The sequence below is a fragment of the Rheinheimera sp. MM224 genome (assembly GCF_947090785.1).
Lineage (GTDB): Bacteria > Pseudomonadota > Gammaproteobacteria > Enterobacterales > Alteromonadaceae > Pararheinheimera.
In genome coordinates, this window is sequence record NZ_OX352320.1 from 1,531,319 (window position 1) to 1,547,827 (window position 16,509).

Genomic DNA, 16,509 nt, shown 5'->3' on the forward strand with positions numbered 1-16,509 from the left:
CTACAAAACCACTTATTAAAAGACCACTAAACCCGCTTCGGCGGGTTTTTGCATTTATGGAGCATTCAAATGCGTTACAACACCAAAAACCCTTTAGGTACTGACGGTTCCTCAGATCCTCGTGACTTGTACGACAATGCTGGCAACTTAGATTTACTGTCTAACTCCAAGACGCTAATTAGTGTCCCGGATCGTTTAGGTCTGTCACGAACAACATTACACGGTTACGATTTGAAGTTTAAAAATGCACTTGAGGCATTAGGTTTATACCCAGTGCCAGGGAGCTTTGAATCAGGTGGGGTAATCACAAATATCAATCAGGTTTTACAACGAACAACACCGCCAGAGGGTTTTTTTAGTTGGGGCGGAGAAATACCTCCAGGTGGAAAAGTAGTTCCTGCGGGTAGCACAGTTGCTGGAACAGGCGGGGAGGGTGTCACTGCCTGGACAAACAGAAACGACGCTACTTTCAGAGCTGCATTGGCACTGCTTGGCAGTAATGTTCTGATTGCTGGACTGCCAGCGGCAGATATACGATATGCCAGTTTCAATGATAGGTTAGGTATCATTGCTGCAAGAATGCAAGCAGGTGAAGATGTAGCAATTGCTTGTTATGGTGATTCTACAGTAGAAGGTATAAATACAACTCCGCTAGTAAGAAACCCTACATCACCTGTTGGTAGCGCTGACCAGAACTTGAACGCCCCGAATGCGTGGCCAGCTAAGTTGCAGTCAATACTGCGCGAAATATATAACAACAGCAATATCAAAACTTATAACGCTGGGTATGCTAATCAGCGAATGGACAACGGTTGGGCGGTTGCCAACTATGACGCAGCTGTAATAAATAACCCGTTCTATGGTGTTCCAGATGTAACTATAGTCGCGTTCGGCTTAAATGATATTGCGATATCCGGATCCCAAATAGCTGACCATGTTACTCAAACTCGCATTTTACTCAGGAAAATTATAGATGATGGTACTGTGCCAGTGTTGGCAACAACTGATGCAGAAGCCCAAAACGGTCAGTTCGGTAACACCCGTGACCATAAAGAAGCTAGACGGGAGCTTGACTCTGCTAAGAAAAGTTTAGCTATTGAGTTTGGTATACCGTTAATTGACTTCGGCCAATTGCTAAAAGATTGGATTCAGAACAACACAGACGGCTATGTCTGGACAACTGAACAAGATGACAATCTACATTTTAGTAATGATGGTCATGCATATAAAGCCCAATGCGCTACAAAGCTATTCTTTAACGATTTTGTTGAATTCAATGGCGGTCAGCAGTCTATTAACTCGTGGAGCAGTCAAACCGCTTATGTTGGCGACTCGGCTAGTTTTTTCAAACTTTCAAATAACGCCCAAGGCGGAAACGTTGTTTACGCATCTGGTGCGCCAGCTTTAACAGACATGATGACTTTATGGGTATGGTCATCAGTACCAAATGCACACTTAATCTATTTGGGTACTGATAATGAATTCTACAGTGCGGGGACTTATACAATCCCACCGAAAATATCAGTTAAGGAATTTTTTAATGGATCAGTCTTATCAAAAAACATAATTTCGGCCGGTGGTTCTCTGCCGACATCAGGCATAAATTATCGCAGAAGTGATGAACCGTTCATCCATAGTAAGCTTAAATATGGTCTAAACAAAGTCACGTACGTGTCAGGTGACGCAGCTACGCTTTTTTATGCAGGATTTAAAATAGTAGAATCTGAAATGGTGTTACCGGGTAATGTGTTAGCTGGCGTTGGGCGGTTCGCTAAAAGTTTCGTCGTTGCAGATGGACATTCAATAAAAAACATACCGGCAAAGTCTGACTTATCTAATACAGCTGGCTGCTTTGATGGCGAAAAAGTATCGATCAGCTTTGATGTATCCATAGCAACCAGATCAGCAGGTGTTTTCCTTCTGAGAGGGCAAGGCTTTACAGGATTAGAAGCTGCTGTAACAAATAATCAACAGACTGCAATCATGCTATTGCGGTCTATTACAAACAACAGGCTTGAACTATACAGGGTTACATATAGTAGTGCCACAAACCCATCTAGCTCACTGATAGGCGTATCAGCCGATGGTACATGGGCCACTCCGAGAAAAGAGGGGCGTTTTGAGATAGAGAAAGTTGCCGGAGTCCAACGTCTAACTGTTTACGATGCTTGGGCTGGAGGTAATGCAATACTTACAGCTGACTTGACCGGCACATCAACAGCAAGATGGGCAGGTTTGGTCGGAGGATTCTATTACAACGGCACAGCTCCGAGCCAAGTCGACACAACAATGGAAATACATAACATGGTTATTAATAGATAAAAAATGATCAACGGCTTTGCTGGGAACAAATCGGGGTGTAACTGAGTCCGCTTTAGTCCTTCTCTGTCCAAGCGCTAAGCTACAGAACTCAGTCAGCAAAGGAATGCGGCGGACTGAGTAATACATTAGTGAGGGTTCGAATCTTTCATTAGCAGTCAGCGGCGATAAAAACCAGATCACCTATTTTGTTAAACGCACTGGGTTTATCAATCGGCATTGCAGTCAGTTGCACCGGAATATTTGGAGCTAACAACTTTTCGAACTCCTCAACATTCTGATCAGCTGAAAGCCAAGATTCAAACAAATCAGGAGTCAGCATTAACGGGCTGGCTTTACTGTGATAAGGGATTAGCTTAGGGTGGGGCGGAAGTGTGATCACTGAGCAGGAGTAGGTTGGTTCGCCAGTCTCTTTGTTTAGCCAGGTGCGGTAAAGTCCACCGAAAGCCAATCCAGTCTGACCAATAAAATCTGTGTACTGATTTTTACCGTCAACAACTTCCGTCTCTCCAAAGCCAGCTGCAGGAATAATACAGCGCTGAGTCCGATACGCTGCATAGCCGGCGCTTCCTTTTACATTCAGTTTGTCATACCTGGTATTAAAGCTGGTGTACTGGCTGGGTTTGAATCCGTGTTCAGTTTTATCAAGTAGTAACCACCAGATCGCATCCTGTAATCGCCTCTGGCCGTTTTGCTCAATCACTATGCTGATTTTATTTGTAGCCCGGATAAAACGATTAGTACGTAGTGGCATAACCTGATCTTGCAGGTTAATACCTAGCTGTCCACAAAGGTCAATAACCTCAGGGCAATCAATTACGTTCAATCTTCCGCACATTTTCCTACCTACCCAGCTTGTCAAAAATTCATATTGCCTAAATAATAACTGTAAATAAATACAGTGTGATTTTATATGGCTTGGTTTATATCAGTTCAAATCAGGACTCTAGCATTATTCAAGGATGGCCGACTTGTTCAGCAAGTGACGTTTCAGCGCACCAGGTCTCATGGAAGAATGCCGTTCTTGGCATGGACACCAACAAATTTTGACCGTACTAAGTTTTTGCCCTTCACTTTCCATGAAAATGACAAGCTAAAAAGGATCGAAGAAGCTGGCATGACTTACGAATGGAGCCCAGTACAAAACCAGTATAGTTACTATAACGAGCAGTATCAGTAATGAGGTCTTGGGACAAAATTGGGGCGGAACTGAGTCCGCCTTAGTCCTTTTCTGTCCATCTGCTTAAATGCAGAACGCAGCCAGCAAAGGACTGTGGCGGACTGAGCAATACATAAGAGAGGGGTCGAATCCCTCGTTAGGCAAATATAGCTAAACCACTTTCAGCCCTTTGTATCCGGACATAGCAAAGTTGCCAGTTGCTGCTTGCTCTATATGGTTACTCCACCATTCCATTAGTTTCCGGCGCCGCTCTAAGTAGGTTGCTCTGTTGTATGCGGAACGAACTTGGTTTTTATCCTGGTGAGCAAGAGCAGCCTCTATCACATCATCATCAAAGCCTTGTTCGTTTAATGTGGTGCTGGCCAGAGCTCGCAAGCCGTGAGAAACCAAAATATCCTTATAGCCCATTCTTTGTAGAGCCCGGTTAGCTGTTTCAGAATGAGTAGGCTGGTTATGGCGCCGTTCTGATGGAAAGATGAAAGGAGAGTTGCCACTAATTGGCTTTAACATATCCAGCAGGGCCATTGTTTGTGGTGTCAGCGGAACAATGTGTTCTTTCTTCTTTTTCATGCGCTCAGCCGGCACAGTCCAAACCTGCTGCTCAAAATCAATTTCATCCCAGCTAGCGCCAGCGGCTTCTGACGGCCTGACCATAGTATGAAGTTGCCACTCGAGAAGGCAGCGCGTGACGATGCGGATCTGTGCATAGCTGATAGCCTTCATCAGTTCCGGCAATTCGTCAGGTTTAATGGTTGGCATGTTCACAGGTTTGGCTGCTATAAATGCCGCCTTAATGCCGGCCAACTGATTGTGCTGAACAATACCGGTATTCACACACCAGGTCATAAGTTCATTTAAGCGCTGGCATACCCGGGTGATCGTTTCCAGCTTCTTAGCTGACTCAAGTGGTTTTAGTGTGTCAATTACCAGCGGGGCTGTTAGCTCTTTGATAGGTAACTTGCCCAGCCTTGGGTAAAGATACATTTCGAAGGTTCGGCGAATATTAAACGCATGCCGCTCACCGACCGCTGCAAACTTCACGAGGAACCATTTTGCCGCTACGTCGGCAAGAGAAGTACTTATTTCCTTTCTTCGGCTTTCGTCGTTTTCCTCGATCCACTTCGCCGGATCAATCTTTTGATCTAATAGCTCACGGTATTGGGCTCGCAACTTTCTGGCCTGTGACAAAGTTGTGTCAGGGTAGGTGCCGATCTTAATTGTGTTTGGGGTGTCGAGGTATGGACGTTTATATCTAAATAACCAAGATTTATTGCCTGCAGTAGTTACTCTGAGCTCTAAACCAGCCCCGTCATACAGGGAATAGAGCTTATCCTGAGGCTTGGCTGATTTAACTTCAGTATCGCTCAGAGGCGTTGTTTTACGGGCCATAATGTACTCCATAATACTACAGCGTTTGGCACTCATGAGCTGTAGTATTAACCGTGGTATTAAAAACGTTGGTTGTCCTCGAACTATAATGAACGAAAACGAACGAACTGATCAACTGAATACGGCATTTTTACTGAGTTTGGCGAACGTTAACGGGCTTTAACGAGCTTTACTGAACGTGGTGGTGGCCGCCCCAACAGGAATCGAACCTGTAACTGCCCCTTAGGAGGGGGCCGTTATATCCATTTAACTATGGAGCGGACTTGTAGCAGGCACTAAACTAGCACAGCTGGCGAATCCTGTGAACTCCAGTCGAATCAACAGGTTCTTTATTGAACAATAAGCCGTGGTTTTAGCCGGGATTTTATTAAGGTTGTTCTTTATCGTTAATCAAGGTTGCAGCATCACCCACTTGCACATTGGCTAACAAATCCATATTGATACTCTCAGCCCAGGCATTTTTGTGGTTCAGCTCAGTGATCTTTACTTTGAGTTCGCTGACAGTCAGTTGGTCTTGTAATTGACCAAAGCTGTCTTTGTGTTGGCGACGAAATAAAATGGTTAGCTCATCACCGATTTTTAAGCCTTGTTTACTACCCAGGTTCAGCAGCACTTTATGCTGTTGTACCAGTGTGATATCTGCCAGTATAGTTTCGCAGCGCAGTGCTTCTTCCACGTCCTGAGCTGCGGCATTTAATACCCGCTCGATAGACTTACCATAATCGGTTTGCCAGAAGCGCTGTGTTTTTGGGCTAATGACTGTGGTACTGCGAAAGCCCCAAACAGCAGATGTCTGGTATTTTTGGCTGAATAACACTTTTTGTTCCTGAATGTCGGTCAGCTCCAGTTGCAGCTGATAAAAACGTTCTCTGTCCTGATCAGACCAAAATGACCAGTTGGTACCCACACGCTCACCCAGCGAAACATCGTCCAGACTGGCTTTGAGCAAATAGCGGCCACCATAGTTACGTTGCAAAGCGCCACGGTCGGCATAACTCAGTTCTTTTTGCCGGATAGGTTGGGGCAGCAGTTTGATTAAGCTGGAACCAGAGGACTCCTCCAGCTTTTGTATAAACAAACTGGTGCTGGCTTCATCCAGCTCATACAGCTGCCCTGTAATAGCCTGTTCCCGGTTTTCAATGACAAAAGGGCTGATCAACAGCTCCTTTTTTAATTGCAGGTTGGCGCATTGGTTTTGATCCGGATAAATATCAGCTCTGATCGTGACGTTGATATAACCGTTTTCTTCAGTTTCAGAGACGATTTGCACATTATGTACTTCCCCCTGAGTCTGTAAAAACATCGATTCCTGAGTCAATAAACCGTCGGTTACCTGTTGCACAGTGCGAATAGAAGCACCTGAATACAGCAGCGCTTTACGTACAGCATCTTCAGTGGCTGCAGTTCTGGCTGCATGGGTATCGCCGGCACGCAGTGCGGCCTGGCCTGTTGCTTCATACCAATCTGCGTTGGCATGGCCAGAAAGCAGTGGCAAAGCCATCAGTGATACGCAAAGCGCAGATAGACGCATGACAAACCCTCAATAGAAGAACTAACAGGGTAGAAGCAAAAGCTATGCCTGAATTAAGGTTTTCTCAAAAAATAGGCATTTATTTAGAAAAGGCACGGATTGTGCATTATTTACTGCAATGAACCTAAGCAGAAATGTGCAGAGGCACGCCATCATGAACAAACTGACAATCAGCGCCTTATTGCTGACGTTATTACCAGGCTGTAGTCTGGTATCTGATCGCCATGTGGAGTGGGAAACAGTCGAACCTCAACGTTTTCCAGTGTTAAAAGCGGTCGGCTACGCGCCCCTGAGTCAGCAGCCAGGTGCTAGTGAGCAGGAGCGTATGCTGATGGCGATGAAAGCCTCTAAACTCGAAGCCTATAGAGAACTTGCAGAACAAGTTTATGGCCAAAGAATTGACGCCAAGGCCAATATGCAGCAAATGATGGTAGGCAACGACCAGTTAAGCTCGTCGGTAAGCGGTATTATTCGTGGCGCCCGCGTGGTGAAAACTTATCCTGTGGGTGATGTGTATGCCACTGAACTCGAGCTGGATTTTAAGCAGGTGTATGACTTGTATTTAAATAGCCAGCCAGCCCGCCGGATAAAAAATGTGAAGTACTACTGATAACATCAGCCCTGCGCCACATAAAAAAAACCGTCAGATGACGGTTTTTTTATGTGCTGGATAAACAGATCAGGCTTTAATGCCCGGGCCTTTATCGACTTGAGCTGCTTTGCCTTTATTAGTATAGGTTAAACCGGCGCGGCCACGGCTTTGCAACAACTCAGTTTTAAAACGTTCGATCACCAATTGGCTTTGCTCTACGCTTTGGCTGTTTACCTGATTTTGGAATTTACACTGTGCCAGTTTTTCTTCGAGGCGTTGCAAATGGTCTTTAAACCAGTCTTGCTGTTTGACCGCGTCGAGTTCTGGCGAGGCAGTTAATTGCACGTCTGTCGCCTGAACTAAATCAAGGATTTGGATTTTTTCATCGGTATTGCTTTTCAATGCTTCAACATCACGGGTCCGGATGGCGTCCAGTTCGTTATGAAGCAACAAGAGCAACACATCAAGGTGCTGCTCTTGTTCATTTAACAGGGTGAGGATAGAAGAGTGGGCGCTACTCATTTTTTACTGAAAAACTCGCCTTCGAACTGGACAATACGACGTGCCAGTTGTTCTACATTCACTTTGTATTTGCCTTCAGAAATCTCTTGTTTGATCTTATCAACTTTCTCTTGATCAACACCTGAACTGGCTTTCGCTTTTTCCTGGGCTTTGCTGAATTGCTGTGCCTGAGAAGTCAGCGAGACTGAATCCTGTTTTTGTGCAGCTGTGCCTGTAGTGCTTTGCTGCTGAACGGCCTGTTGCTGAGCAACTTGCTGTTTTTGAACGTTTTGTTGCTCGGCTTTGTCAGCTTTCACTTGTTGAGTGACTGGCAGGCCTGTATTTACATTAATCGCCATTTTTCTACCCTCTTAATCCGGTTTCGGATCCCTTACTTTGTATAACGGCAGCGACTGATAAAACTTTAGACATTATTTAAAATTTTATTGCAACTTTTTTCACCGCAACGACTTCTGCTACTACGGTTCTGTTGGACTGTCTGTTCGTCACGCGGATCTGGTCACCCAGAATGCCATCCATTTGTGCTATACCGACAGTTCTTACTTCAAGGCCACTATTCAAACCACTAATTGTAACTATATCGCCTTTACATACAAGACAAAGATCCTGCAATGTCACAACTTGTCCTGCAGAGAGGCTCCTTTTTACCCGGGCTCCTATAACGGAAGCTGGGTTTTTCACTAAAGAGCCACGAGCTAAGCGCAGGTCGGCTTGCCCCAGCGTTAACATATCGGCAGTGATTAAAGAACCTAAAGCTATATTTCGCACACTAAGCGTCGCGTCTGTTTGCTGAGTAAAGCGTGCTGATACATAAAGCTGCCAGGGTTGTGGGCTTTGACAGCGAATTTGTACAGTCGCCTGATTGTACACCGGGCCTGCAAAACTAAACTGCAAAGGTTCGTTGCATTCTTTATGAGCCAGACGTGAGTCCAGCGTAGAAATCTGACTTTGAGCACCTTCCGGTACTTCTTTTTGCTGACCTAACCACTCTATTGTTGCTGCGGTTAATTGCGCAGGGCTAAAACTTGCCGCCTGTAGTGAAAATGCCGCAAGAAAAACACTGGCAGTGAAAGCACAGAGCAGAGGGCACTTCAAAAATTTATCGTACATTTTCATATGGTTTCAGCTATGCTTTATCGGCAAAGGGTTATAACATACTTAAGTATGTCAATTTTCAGTCATTTTTCATCCTAGAGTGGACCAAGCAAGAATCGTTCCCGATTTTTTAGGATCACTAATTCTTTCAGGCAAGGGAGTCTTCTATGGCGGGTATTCTGGATTCAGTCAATCAGCGCACTCAATTGGTGGGGCAGAACAGACTGGAGCTTTTATTATTCCGCTTACAGGGTCGTCAACGTTTTGGTATTAACGTATTTAAAGTGCGTGAAGTACTGCAATGTCCACCTTTAACCGCCATTCCCAAACGTAATAAATATGTCAGAGGCATCGCCCACATTCGGGGTCAGACAATCTCTGTGATTGATTTGAGTCTGGCTACAGGGGGCCGTGCAATAGAAAACACCAAAGACTGCTTTATTATCATCGCGGAATACAACCGCTCTGTGCAGGGTTTTTTAGTGCAGTCGGTCGAGCGCATCATTAATATCAATTGGGCCTCTATCATGCCGCCGCCAAAAGGCACTGGTGGTAAACAGAGTTACCTGACAGCTATTACTGAAATAGATAAAGAACTGGTTGAAATTATTGATGTTGAAAAAATTCTGGAAGAAATTTCACCGTCACCTACTACTATAAGCAGTAATATCGCAACCTCGACTATCAGTGAAGATTTGGGTGACAGACTCATTCTGATTGCAGATGACTCAGCTGTTGCGAGGAATCAGGTGAAACGAGCGTTGGAAGGCTTAGGGGTGCAGATGCATCTGGTGAACAATGGCCGTGAAGCGCTTAACTACTTGCAGGAAACTGCAGCGGCTTGTCAAAATTCAGTCACTGACAAAGTGGGTTTGCTGATTTCTGATATTGAAATGCCGGAAATGGATGGGTACACCCTGACCGCAGAAATTCGCCTGGATCCAAGACTCAAGCCATTGCATGTGATTTTACATACCTCGCTCAGCGGTGTATTTAACCAGCAGATGGTGCAGAAAGTTGGCGCTGATGATTTCATTGCGAAATTTAACCCGGATGAATTAGCCGAATCCGTGCGGAAATGGTTGCATACTGATTAGAGGTTTTATGTTAGTGGCAAACAAAGAGCTGCAGGAAAGTGAGTATCGTCTGTTTCGGGATTTTCTCGAACAACAGTGTGGTATTGTGCTGGGTGACAATAAACAATATCTGGTGAAAAGCCGCCTGGCGCCTTTGATGCAGCGCTTTGGTTTGTCGTCGCTGTCAGAATTATTAAATAAGACCTTAAGTCCTTTTGAACGGCAACTACGTTCCGCTGTTATTGATGCGATGACCACCAACGAAACTTTATGGTTTCGTGACAATTACCCTTATGAGCTTTTAAAAAAGCAAATTCTGCCCGAATTTGAGAAAGATCATAAAACCGTCAAGATTTGGTCGGCGGCCAGTTCGTCTGGTCAGGAACCTTATTCTATTGCTATGTCAGGGCTGGAGTACCAGCAGGGCCGGCCTTCAGCCTTTCCTATGGGGCTACATATTTTAGGCACTGATATTTCGAATGCTATGCTCGAACATTGCCAACGTGCTGAATATGATGGTTTGGCGTTGTCCCGCGGTTTGTCACCTGAGCGGCGGAGTAAATTTTTTGACGATTCTGGAAACGGCATGATGCGGCTAAAAGATGCCGTTCGAAAAAACGTTTCGTTCCGTCATTTAAACTTACTTGATAGCTATACCTTGCTTGGTAAGTTTGACATTATTTTTTGTCGTAATGTACTGATTTACTTTTCACCTGAAGTAAAAATGAAAATAATTAAACAGTTTTCTCAAGCCCTGAACCCGCGTGGTTACTTGTTTCTTGGCGCTTCTGAGTCCCTTTCCAGCCTGAACAACGACTTTGATATGGTGCGTTGTAATCCAGGCATAGTGTACCGCAAAAAAGTCTGATCAAAAATTCTGGCCTGAGTTTTGCTTAGTATTTGCCATCTCTGAAAGACAGGATGGCAATAATGGCAATCAGCTTCGATAACGCATTTGGACTTCACCCCGATGCACTACTGATCCGCGACAAACGTTCTCAAGTCTTGGCCGAAAATATCGCAAATGCTGATACTCCGGGCTACAAGGCAAAGGACATGGATTTTCAAACTGCATTAGCCGGTGCTCAGTCGCGCCAATCAGGTTCGCTTGGCCGGACTGATCCTAAGCATTTTGAAATCTCTACAGCCCGCCATGCTGACTCTCAATACCGTATTCCTAATCAGCCGGATACCGGGGATGGCAACACTGTTGACATTCACGAAGAGCGAAATGCTTTTACACGCAATAGCATGGAGTATCAAACAACGCTGAATTTTCTGAACAGTCGTATTAGCGGCCTGAAAAAAGCCATTACCGGAGGGTCTCAATAATGAACCTTTATAACGTTTTTGATAGTGCCGTTATTGGAGGGTTTCAATCATGAGCCTTTATAACGTTTTTGATATTGCTGGTAGTGGAATGTCTGCACAGCAAGTGCGGTTAAATACCACCGCCAGTAATATGGCGAATGCCAACAGCATCAGCAGCAGCATCGACCAAACTTACAGAGCACGTCACCCTGTTTTTGCAACAGCTCTTGAACAAGCTCAGCAAGGTCAGGAAGGAGCTAAGGTTCAGGTCTTAGGCATAGTTGAATCTGACGCCCCATTAAATGTGGAGTATGCGCCACATCATCCGTTGTCTGACGACAAAGGCTATATCTACAAGCCTAATGTCAACATTATGGAAGAAATGGCCAATATGATTTCAGCTTCGCGCTCTTACGAGACCAATGTGCAGGTGGCTGATGCCGCTAAACAAATGGTCAGCCGTACGCTGATGCTTGGTCAACGCTAAGGGGTAGGGCATGAGTAAAGTAGATAATTCGGGCAGTGCTTTAGATGGGGCGTATTGGGGCGATAAACCTACGACCCCTGAATCAGATGGCAATGGTGCTTTAACCCAGTCAGATTTTTTCGCGTTACTAACACAGCAGTTGGCTTATCAGGATCCAACCAAACCGGTTGAGAATAATGAGATGATCGCGCAGATGACGCAATTTACTATGGCCGACGGTATTGCTTCGCTGAACACCAACTTTAAAGATTTTGCCACCACCATGAACTCCAGCCAGGCACTGCAGGCCTCTTCTTTGGTTGGGCAGTATGTATTGGTCAAATCGAAGGATATGGTATTTGACGGCGAAAATGCTGTGGTTGCCAGCGCTAATTTCCCTGAAGACGCGACTAATGTCAAAGTCCAGATTAAAAATGCTGATGGTGTTGTCGTGCGTTCCGTCACCATAGACAAAGCTGATGCAGGGCGTTTGCAACTGCCATGGGATGGTACGACGGATACCCAAGAGGTTGATGCAGATGGTAAGCCAAAAGTAGATAAAGATGGCAACCCTGTGATGGTGGTCGCACCTAAAGGTGCTTACACCATTTCAGTTGAAGCCAGTATCGCAGGTAAAAACGAAGCCATAACTACCTCTGTTTACGCCCCTGTGACCAGTATTACGTTGGGCAATGGCACCACTCAGGGCCTGCTATTGAATGTCTATGGCCAAGGCCAGAAAAAATTATCTGATATTGAAGAAATTGCAACCTAATCAATGAATTGAGGTGAACTATGAGTTTTAATATAGCGTTAAGCGGCCTGGCTGCGGCCCAAAAGGATATTGATACCACGGCGAATAACATCGCAAACGTCAATACTACGGGCTTTAAAGAATCCCGCGCTGAATTTGCTGATGTGTATGCAGCTTCGGTATTTAGTTCGAACAAAACCAAAGTGGGTGATGGTGTAACTACTTCTAAAGTGGCCCAGCAGTTTTCTCAGGGCTCTTTGAAATTTACCAACAACTCACTGGATTTAGCCATCACGGGTGACGGTTTTTTTGCCATAGCGCCTGAAATTGGTAACCGTGATTATTCGTACACCAGAGCCGGTGCTTTTAAACTGGATAAAAACAACTTTATCTCTGATAACAATGGTGGCTTTTTACAAGGCTTCCCGGTGAACCCGGCCACAGGTGAAACGACCTCTGTCAGTTTAAGTACAACTTCACCTATCCAGATCCCAAATACAGCGGGTGCACCACGTGCGACGCAAAATGTGTTTCTGACCATGAACCTGGATTCACGTCAGCAGCCAAAGGCTGTGCCGCTGCCGGCCTTTGACGCGACCAATGCGGCCACTTATAACAATCAAACCTCTACCACTGTATATGACAGTTTGGGTGAGCCGCATATTTTATCTATGTATTTCCGCCGTACTGATCCTGTGACAGATAATGACTGGGAAGTTTATGCGGTGCTCGATGACAATACCGGCACGCCTTTTACTTTACCCGCGGCCACCCCTGTACTGGATTTTGATTTAAACGGTAATCCAGCAACAACACCTATGCCTTCATTGGTGATGCCTAAAGCTACATTAGATGGTTTATTGGCGAACGGCGCGCAGTTTACTACGGACGTTTCAATCAATTTTACTGACCCGGCAGGCACAAAAAATCCAACTCAGTACTCCTCGAAGTTTGAGTTAGGCAGTTTAGACGGTGACGGCACTACAGTGGGTCGTTTAACCAGCGTTGATATCGATGCGGCGGGCAAGGTGATGGCGTCATACTCCAATGGTGATCAAACCTATTTGGCTCAGGTTGCTATGGTGAAGTTTGCTAACCCACAAGGTTTAACTCAAGCTGGTAACACCTCATGGCGTCAAAGTTTAATGTCAGGTGAAGCTTTAGCTGGTGAAGCGAACTCCGGTACTTTTGGTGCTATTAACTCTTCAGCACTGGAGAGTTCGAACGTCAACCTGACGAACGAGTTGGTCGATTTGATTGCAGCTCAGCGTAACTTCCAGGCGAACTCAAGAGCGCTTGAAGTGAACAGTACATTACAAAATACCGTACTGCAGATCCGATAAAGAGCTCGTTAAAAAGCCCAAAGTGTTGTTACTTTGGGTTTTTTTGTTTCTTGTATTTTATTTTTCTCTGTGAATACTCAGACAAATTTATGTACCCAAGGCTCGTCGGGCTAATACGGAGGTGATGGTGAGGTTCAGAACTCTTCTGACGTCATGCATGTTTGCGATATTCTCTTGTGTGGCATCCGAGCAGGAAGTGCTGGTCACGACCGATTTTGTCCTGAAAGCAGGCGCGTCTGAAATCCGTACTTTACATATACACAAGCCTGAACATTTGGAGCAGTTAGCGATGATTGGATTTAATCCGGTCAAAGCCTTGTCGGTTGACTGCGTATTGCGGTTATATACTGCATCCGATGTATTACTGGGCAGCTATAATTGTGCTGAACGTCAGAACCATAGTTTTCAGCAGTCATTGTCTGGCGCAACTAAGTTTAAGGCGCAGATTGAAGTGACCAATAATAATTTTACCGAAGCCAATACCAGCTTTTCCGTAATCAATAGATTTAAGTTTGTATCATTAGCCCGCTAGTCAACGCCGCACATTATAAATAACCTCCGTCTTAGTTTTTCTATTAAATACAGACATATAGTTTTTATTCACTCCATCTGAATATACTGCGCTCCCTTCTTGGCATCAGTCTTGCTTTACTTAACTTATCTCAAGTGGAGGCCTGACTATGGACCATTTACTTTATATCGCGATGAGCGGTGCCAAAGAGAATATGAATGGCATCAGTATCAAAGCGAATAACCTTGCAAACAGCACTACTACGGGCTTTAAGGCTGATTTAGAGCAAGCTCGTGCTATGCAGGCTTTTGGTGAAGGTTTGCCCAGCCGGGTGTTTTCACTGACTGAACGACCAGGTCAAAATTTTGACGATGGCTCTTTTATTATTACAGAACGTGAACTGGATGTAGCTGTACAAGGGAAAGGCTGGTTGTCAGTACAAGACGCTGATGGCAACGAAGCGTACACCAGAGCCGGCAATTTACAGCTCAGCCCAACAGGAGTTCTACAAACTGCTTCGGGTTTAGATGTCATAGGCGAAGATGGTCCGATACAGATCCCTCTACCTATTGCGAAAATGGAAATTGGTACCGACGGTACTATCAGCATCAGACCTCAAGGTGCCCCGGCTAACGTCATGCAGGAAGTGGCACGGTTCAAGCTGGTAAAACCTGAATTCCAGGACATTGAGAAAGGCACAGACGGTTTATTCCGGCGCAAAGATGGTGAAGTCGCAGAATTAGATGCAACGGTCAGAGTGCTGAGCGGTGCAGTAGAAGGCAGTAATGTCAATGCTGTGGGTGAAATGACCCAGATGATCAGTTTACAACGTCAGTTTGAAGTACAGGTCAAAATGATGAAAACCGCCGAAGAGATTGATCGGCAACACAACCAAATTATGAGAGTAGTCTAAGGCTTAAGCCTGGGAGGTTAGCATGCATCCAGCTTTATGGATCAGTAAAACCGGTTTGGACGCGAAGCAGCGTGATATTTCGGTGATTTCAAATAACCTGGCCAACGCCAGTACTATTGGTTTTAAGAAAAGCCGCGCTGTATTTGAAGATTTGTTGTATCAAAACATCAATCAGCCAGGCGGGCGTTCCTCACAGAACTCAGAGCTGCCAAATGGTTTGATGTTAGGTGCTGGTACCAAGGTCGTAGCGACCCAGAAAAGCTTTACTCAAGGCAATATGATCACTACTGAAGGCAGTCTGGACGTGATGATTCAGGGCCATGGCTTTTTTGAGGTGCTGATGCCAGATGGCACCACCTCCTACAGCCGCAACGGTCAGTTCACGACGGACAGCGACGGCAATATGGTGACCTCAGGCGCTGGCTATCAAATTCAGCCCAACATCGTTATTCCTGAAGATGCCCAAAGCATCACTATTTCGCAAGATGGTGAAGTGTCTGTGCGTCTGCCAGGTCAGATTGATCAGGCTGTAGTCGGACAGCTTACTGTAACTAACTTTGTGAATCCGGCAGGTTTAGAGCCTGTAGGTCAAAACTTATTTACTGCAACCGCGGCCAGCGGTGATCCGGTGCAAGGTATTCCGGGTCTTGAAGGGCGCGGGATTTTAGTTCAGGGCGCGTTGGAAACTTCAAACGTCAATGTGACGGAAGAGCTGGTCAGTCTGATTGAAAGTCAGCGTGTGTATGAAATGAATTCCAAAGTAATCTCAACTGTTGATCAGATGCTGGGTACTGCTATTCAGCAGCTGTAGGAGTAAGTGGATGAACAAGTTAATTCTGCTGGTACTGACACTGCAACTTTGTGTAGGCTGCGCCGGTGGCTTCAATGAGCCTATGCCGGATGACCCTAACTTTGCGCCTTTGCCGCCTGAGCCACAAGCAGTACCCTTATCGAACAATGGTTCTTTGTTTGCTCAGGGCTTGTCTAACGGCTTGTACTCTGACAACAAAGCTCGTCGTCCGGGTGACATCATTACTGTGGTACTAAAAGAAAATACTCAGGCGTCTAAAACGGCTAAAACTGAATTTGGTAAAGACAGCTCTGCCAGTTTTGATCCTATGGTGGGTTTAGGTGGTCGTGATGTCAGTGTGCTTGGTAATACGCTGCAATTTGGTGCTAACTCAGCTTCAGACTTCAAAGGCGATTCTAAAGCAGACCAGAGCAACAGTTTAGTCGGTGATATTTCTGTCAACGTTTTACGTGTGATGGCCAATGGCAATCTGGTGATCCGTGGCGAAAAATGGTTAACGCTGAATACGGGCAAAGAGTTTATCCGTTTAACAGGAGTAATTCGTGCCGAAGATATTGATTCGAGAAATACAGTGGAATCGACCAAAATTGCCAATGCACGTATTGAATACAGCGGCACTGGTGCTACTCATGGCGGCCAGGGCCCAGGCTGGTTAACCCGATTCTTTAATGGCGTGTTGTGGCCGTTTTAATGCAG

At 45.4% G+C, this 16,509-nt stretch carries 18 protein-coding genes and 1 tRNA gene; 12 read left to right on the forward strand and 7 right to left on the reverse strand.

The annotated features are described in order from the left end of the window. Window positions 1-69: 69 nt before the first annotated feature. Window positions 70-2,322, forward strand: coding sequence for a GDSL-type esterase/lipase family protein (locus OM978_RS07370; protein ID WP_264346203.1), 2,253 nt, complete (start codon window positions 70-72; stop codon window positions 2,320-2,322). Window positions 2,323-2,470: 148 nt separating this feature from the next. Here OM978_RS07370 and OM978_RS07375 read toward each other — a convergent pair whose 3' ends face one another. From OM978_RS07375 to OM978_RS07390, 4 genes are all read right to left on the reverse strand, one after another. Further along, on the reverse strand, window positions 2,471-3,181 hold the full coding sequence (locus OM978_RS07375) for an SOS response-associated peptidase (protein ID WP_264346204.1): 711 nt from the start codon (window positions 3,179-3,181) through the stop codon (window positions 2,471-2,473). A gap of 468 nt (window positions 3,182-3,649) precedes the next feature. Further along, the gene (locus tag OM978_RS07380) at window positions 3,650-4,888 is read right to left on the reverse strand and encodes an integrase domain-containing protein (protein WP_264346205.1); all 1,239 of its coding nucleotides are present in this window, start codon (window positions 4,886-4,888) and stop codon (window positions 3,650-3,652) included. Between the two features lie 185 nt (window positions 4,889-5,073). Then, window positions 5,074-5,148: transfer RNA gene (locus OM978_RS07385), tRNA-Arg, on the reverse strand. A 107-nt stretch (window positions 5,149-5,255) separates the two neighbouring features. Beyond that, complete coding sequence (locus tag OM978_RS07390; RefSeq protein WP_264346206.1) at window positions 5,256-6,419, reverse strand: flagellar assembly protein FlgT; 1,164 nt, start codon at window positions 6,417-6,419, stop codon at window positions 5,256-5,258. 154 nt (window positions 6,420-6,573) lie between these two features. Between OM978_RS07390 and OM978_RS07395 the strand changes: the two genes are divergently transcribed. After that, the gene (locus OM978_RS07395) at window positions 6,574-7,029 is read left to right on the forward strand and encodes an LPP20 family lipoprotein (protein WP_233008662.1); all 456 of its coding nucleotides are present in this window, start codon (window positions 6,574-6,576) and stop codon (window positions 7,027-7,029) included. 69 nt (window positions 7,030-7,098) lie between these two features. Here OM978_RS07395 and OM978_RS07400 read toward each other — a convergent pair whose 3' ends face one another. From OM978_RS07400 to flgA, 3 genes are all read right to left on the reverse strand, one after another. Next, window positions 7,099-7,533, reverse strand: coding sequence for a flagellar protein FlgN (locus OM978_RS07400; protein ID WP_264346207.1), 435 nt, complete (start codon window positions 7,531-7,533; stop codon window positions 7,099-7,101). Continuing rightward, window positions 7,530-7,871, reverse strand: coding sequence for a flagellar biosynthesis anti-sigma factor FlgM (gene flgM, locus OM978_RS07405; RefSeq protein ID WP_264346208.1), 342 nt, complete (start codon window positions 7,869-7,871; stop codon window positions 7,530-7,532). Before flgM ends, OM978_RS07400 begins: the two co-directional genes overlap by 4 nt. A 76-nt stretch (window positions 7,872-7,947) precedes the next feature. Continuing rightward, window positions 7,948-8,643, reverse strand: coding sequence for a flagellar basal body P-ring formation chaperone FlgA (gene flgA / locus OM978_RS07410; RefSeq protein ID WP_264346209.1), 696 nt, complete (start codon window positions 8,641-8,643; stop codon window positions 7,948-7,950). A 152-nt stretch (window positions 8,644-8,795) separates the two neighbouring features. Here flgA and OM978_RS07415 point away from each other — a divergent pair, with 152 nt between their 5' ends. From OM978_RS07415 to flgH, 10 genes are all read left to right on the forward strand, one after another. After that, window positions 8,796-9,725 (forward strand): chemotaxis protein CheV, encoded by a 930-nt coding sequence (locus OM978_RS07415; protein WP_264346210.1) that lies wholly within the window; start codon window positions 8,796-8,798, stop codon window positions 9,723-9,725. 7 nt (window positions 9,726-9,732) lie between these two features. Continuing rightward, the gene (locus tag OM978_RS07420) at window positions 9,733-10,572 is read left to right on the forward strand and encodes a CheR family methyltransferase (RefSeq protein ID WP_264346211.1); all 840 of its coding nucleotides are present in this window, start codon (window positions 9,733-9,735) and stop codon (window positions 10,570-10,572) included. Window positions 10,573-10,634: 62 nt separating this feature from the next. After that, complete coding sequence (flgB, locus tag OM978_RS07425) at window positions 10,635-11,036, forward strand: flagellar basal body rod protein FlgB (RefSeq protein WP_264346212.1); 402 nt, start codon at window positions 10,635-10,637, stop codon at window positions 11,034-11,036. A gap of 49 nt (window positions 11,037-11,085) precedes the next feature. Next, on the forward strand, window positions 11,086-11,502 hold the full coding sequence (gene flgC / locus OM978_RS07430; protein WP_264346213.1) for a flagellar basal body rod protein FlgC: 417 nt from the start codon (window positions 11,086-11,088) through the stop codon (window positions 11,500-11,502). Window positions 11,503-11,512: 10 nt separating this feature from the next. After that, window positions 11,513-12,256 carry a flagellar hook assembly protein FlgD gene (locus OM978_RS07435; protein WP_264346214.1) on the forward strand — a complete coding sequence of 248 codons (744 nt, stop codon included), beginning with the start codon at window positions 11,513-11,515 and terminating at the stop codon, window positions 12,254-12,256. A gap of 20 nt (window positions 12,257-12,276) precedes the next feature. Beyond that, a complete protein-coding gene (gene flgE / locus OM978_RS07440) occupies window positions 12,277-13,578 on the forward strand; it encodes a flagellar hook protein FlgE (RefSeq protein ID WP_264346215.1) in 1,302 nt (433 codons plus the stop codon). A gap of 124 nt (window positions 13,579-13,702) precedes the next feature. After that, window positions 13,703-14,110: a hypothetical protein gene (locus OM978_RS07445; protein WP_264346216.1), complete on the forward strand. Its 408-nt coding sequence runs from the start codon at window positions 13,703-13,705 to the stop codon at window positions 14,108-14,110. A gap of 148 nt (window positions 14,111-14,258) precedes the next feature. After that, window positions 14,259-15,002 (forward strand): flagellar basal body rod protein FlgF, encoded by a 744-nt coding sequence (locus tag OM978_RS07450; protein ID WP_264346217.1) that lies wholly within the window; start codon window positions 14,259-14,261, stop codon window positions 15,000-15,002. A gap of 22 nt (window positions 15,003-15,024) precedes the next feature. Continuing rightward, window positions 15,025-15,813, forward strand: coding sequence for a flagellar basal-body rod protein FlgG (gene flgG, locus OM978_RS07455; RefSeq protein ID WP_264346218.1), 789 nt, complete (start codon window positions 15,025-15,027; stop codon window positions 15,811-15,813). A gap of 10 nt (window positions 15,814-15,823) precedes the next feature. Beyond that, window positions 15,824-16,504: a flagellar basal body L-ring protein FlgH gene (gene flgH, locus OM978_RS07460; RefSeq protein ID WP_147905261.1), complete on the forward strand. Its 681-nt coding sequence runs from the start codon at window positions 15,824-15,826 to the stop codon at window positions 16,502-16,504. The last annotated feature ends 5 nt before the right edge of the window (window positions 16,505-16,509 follow it).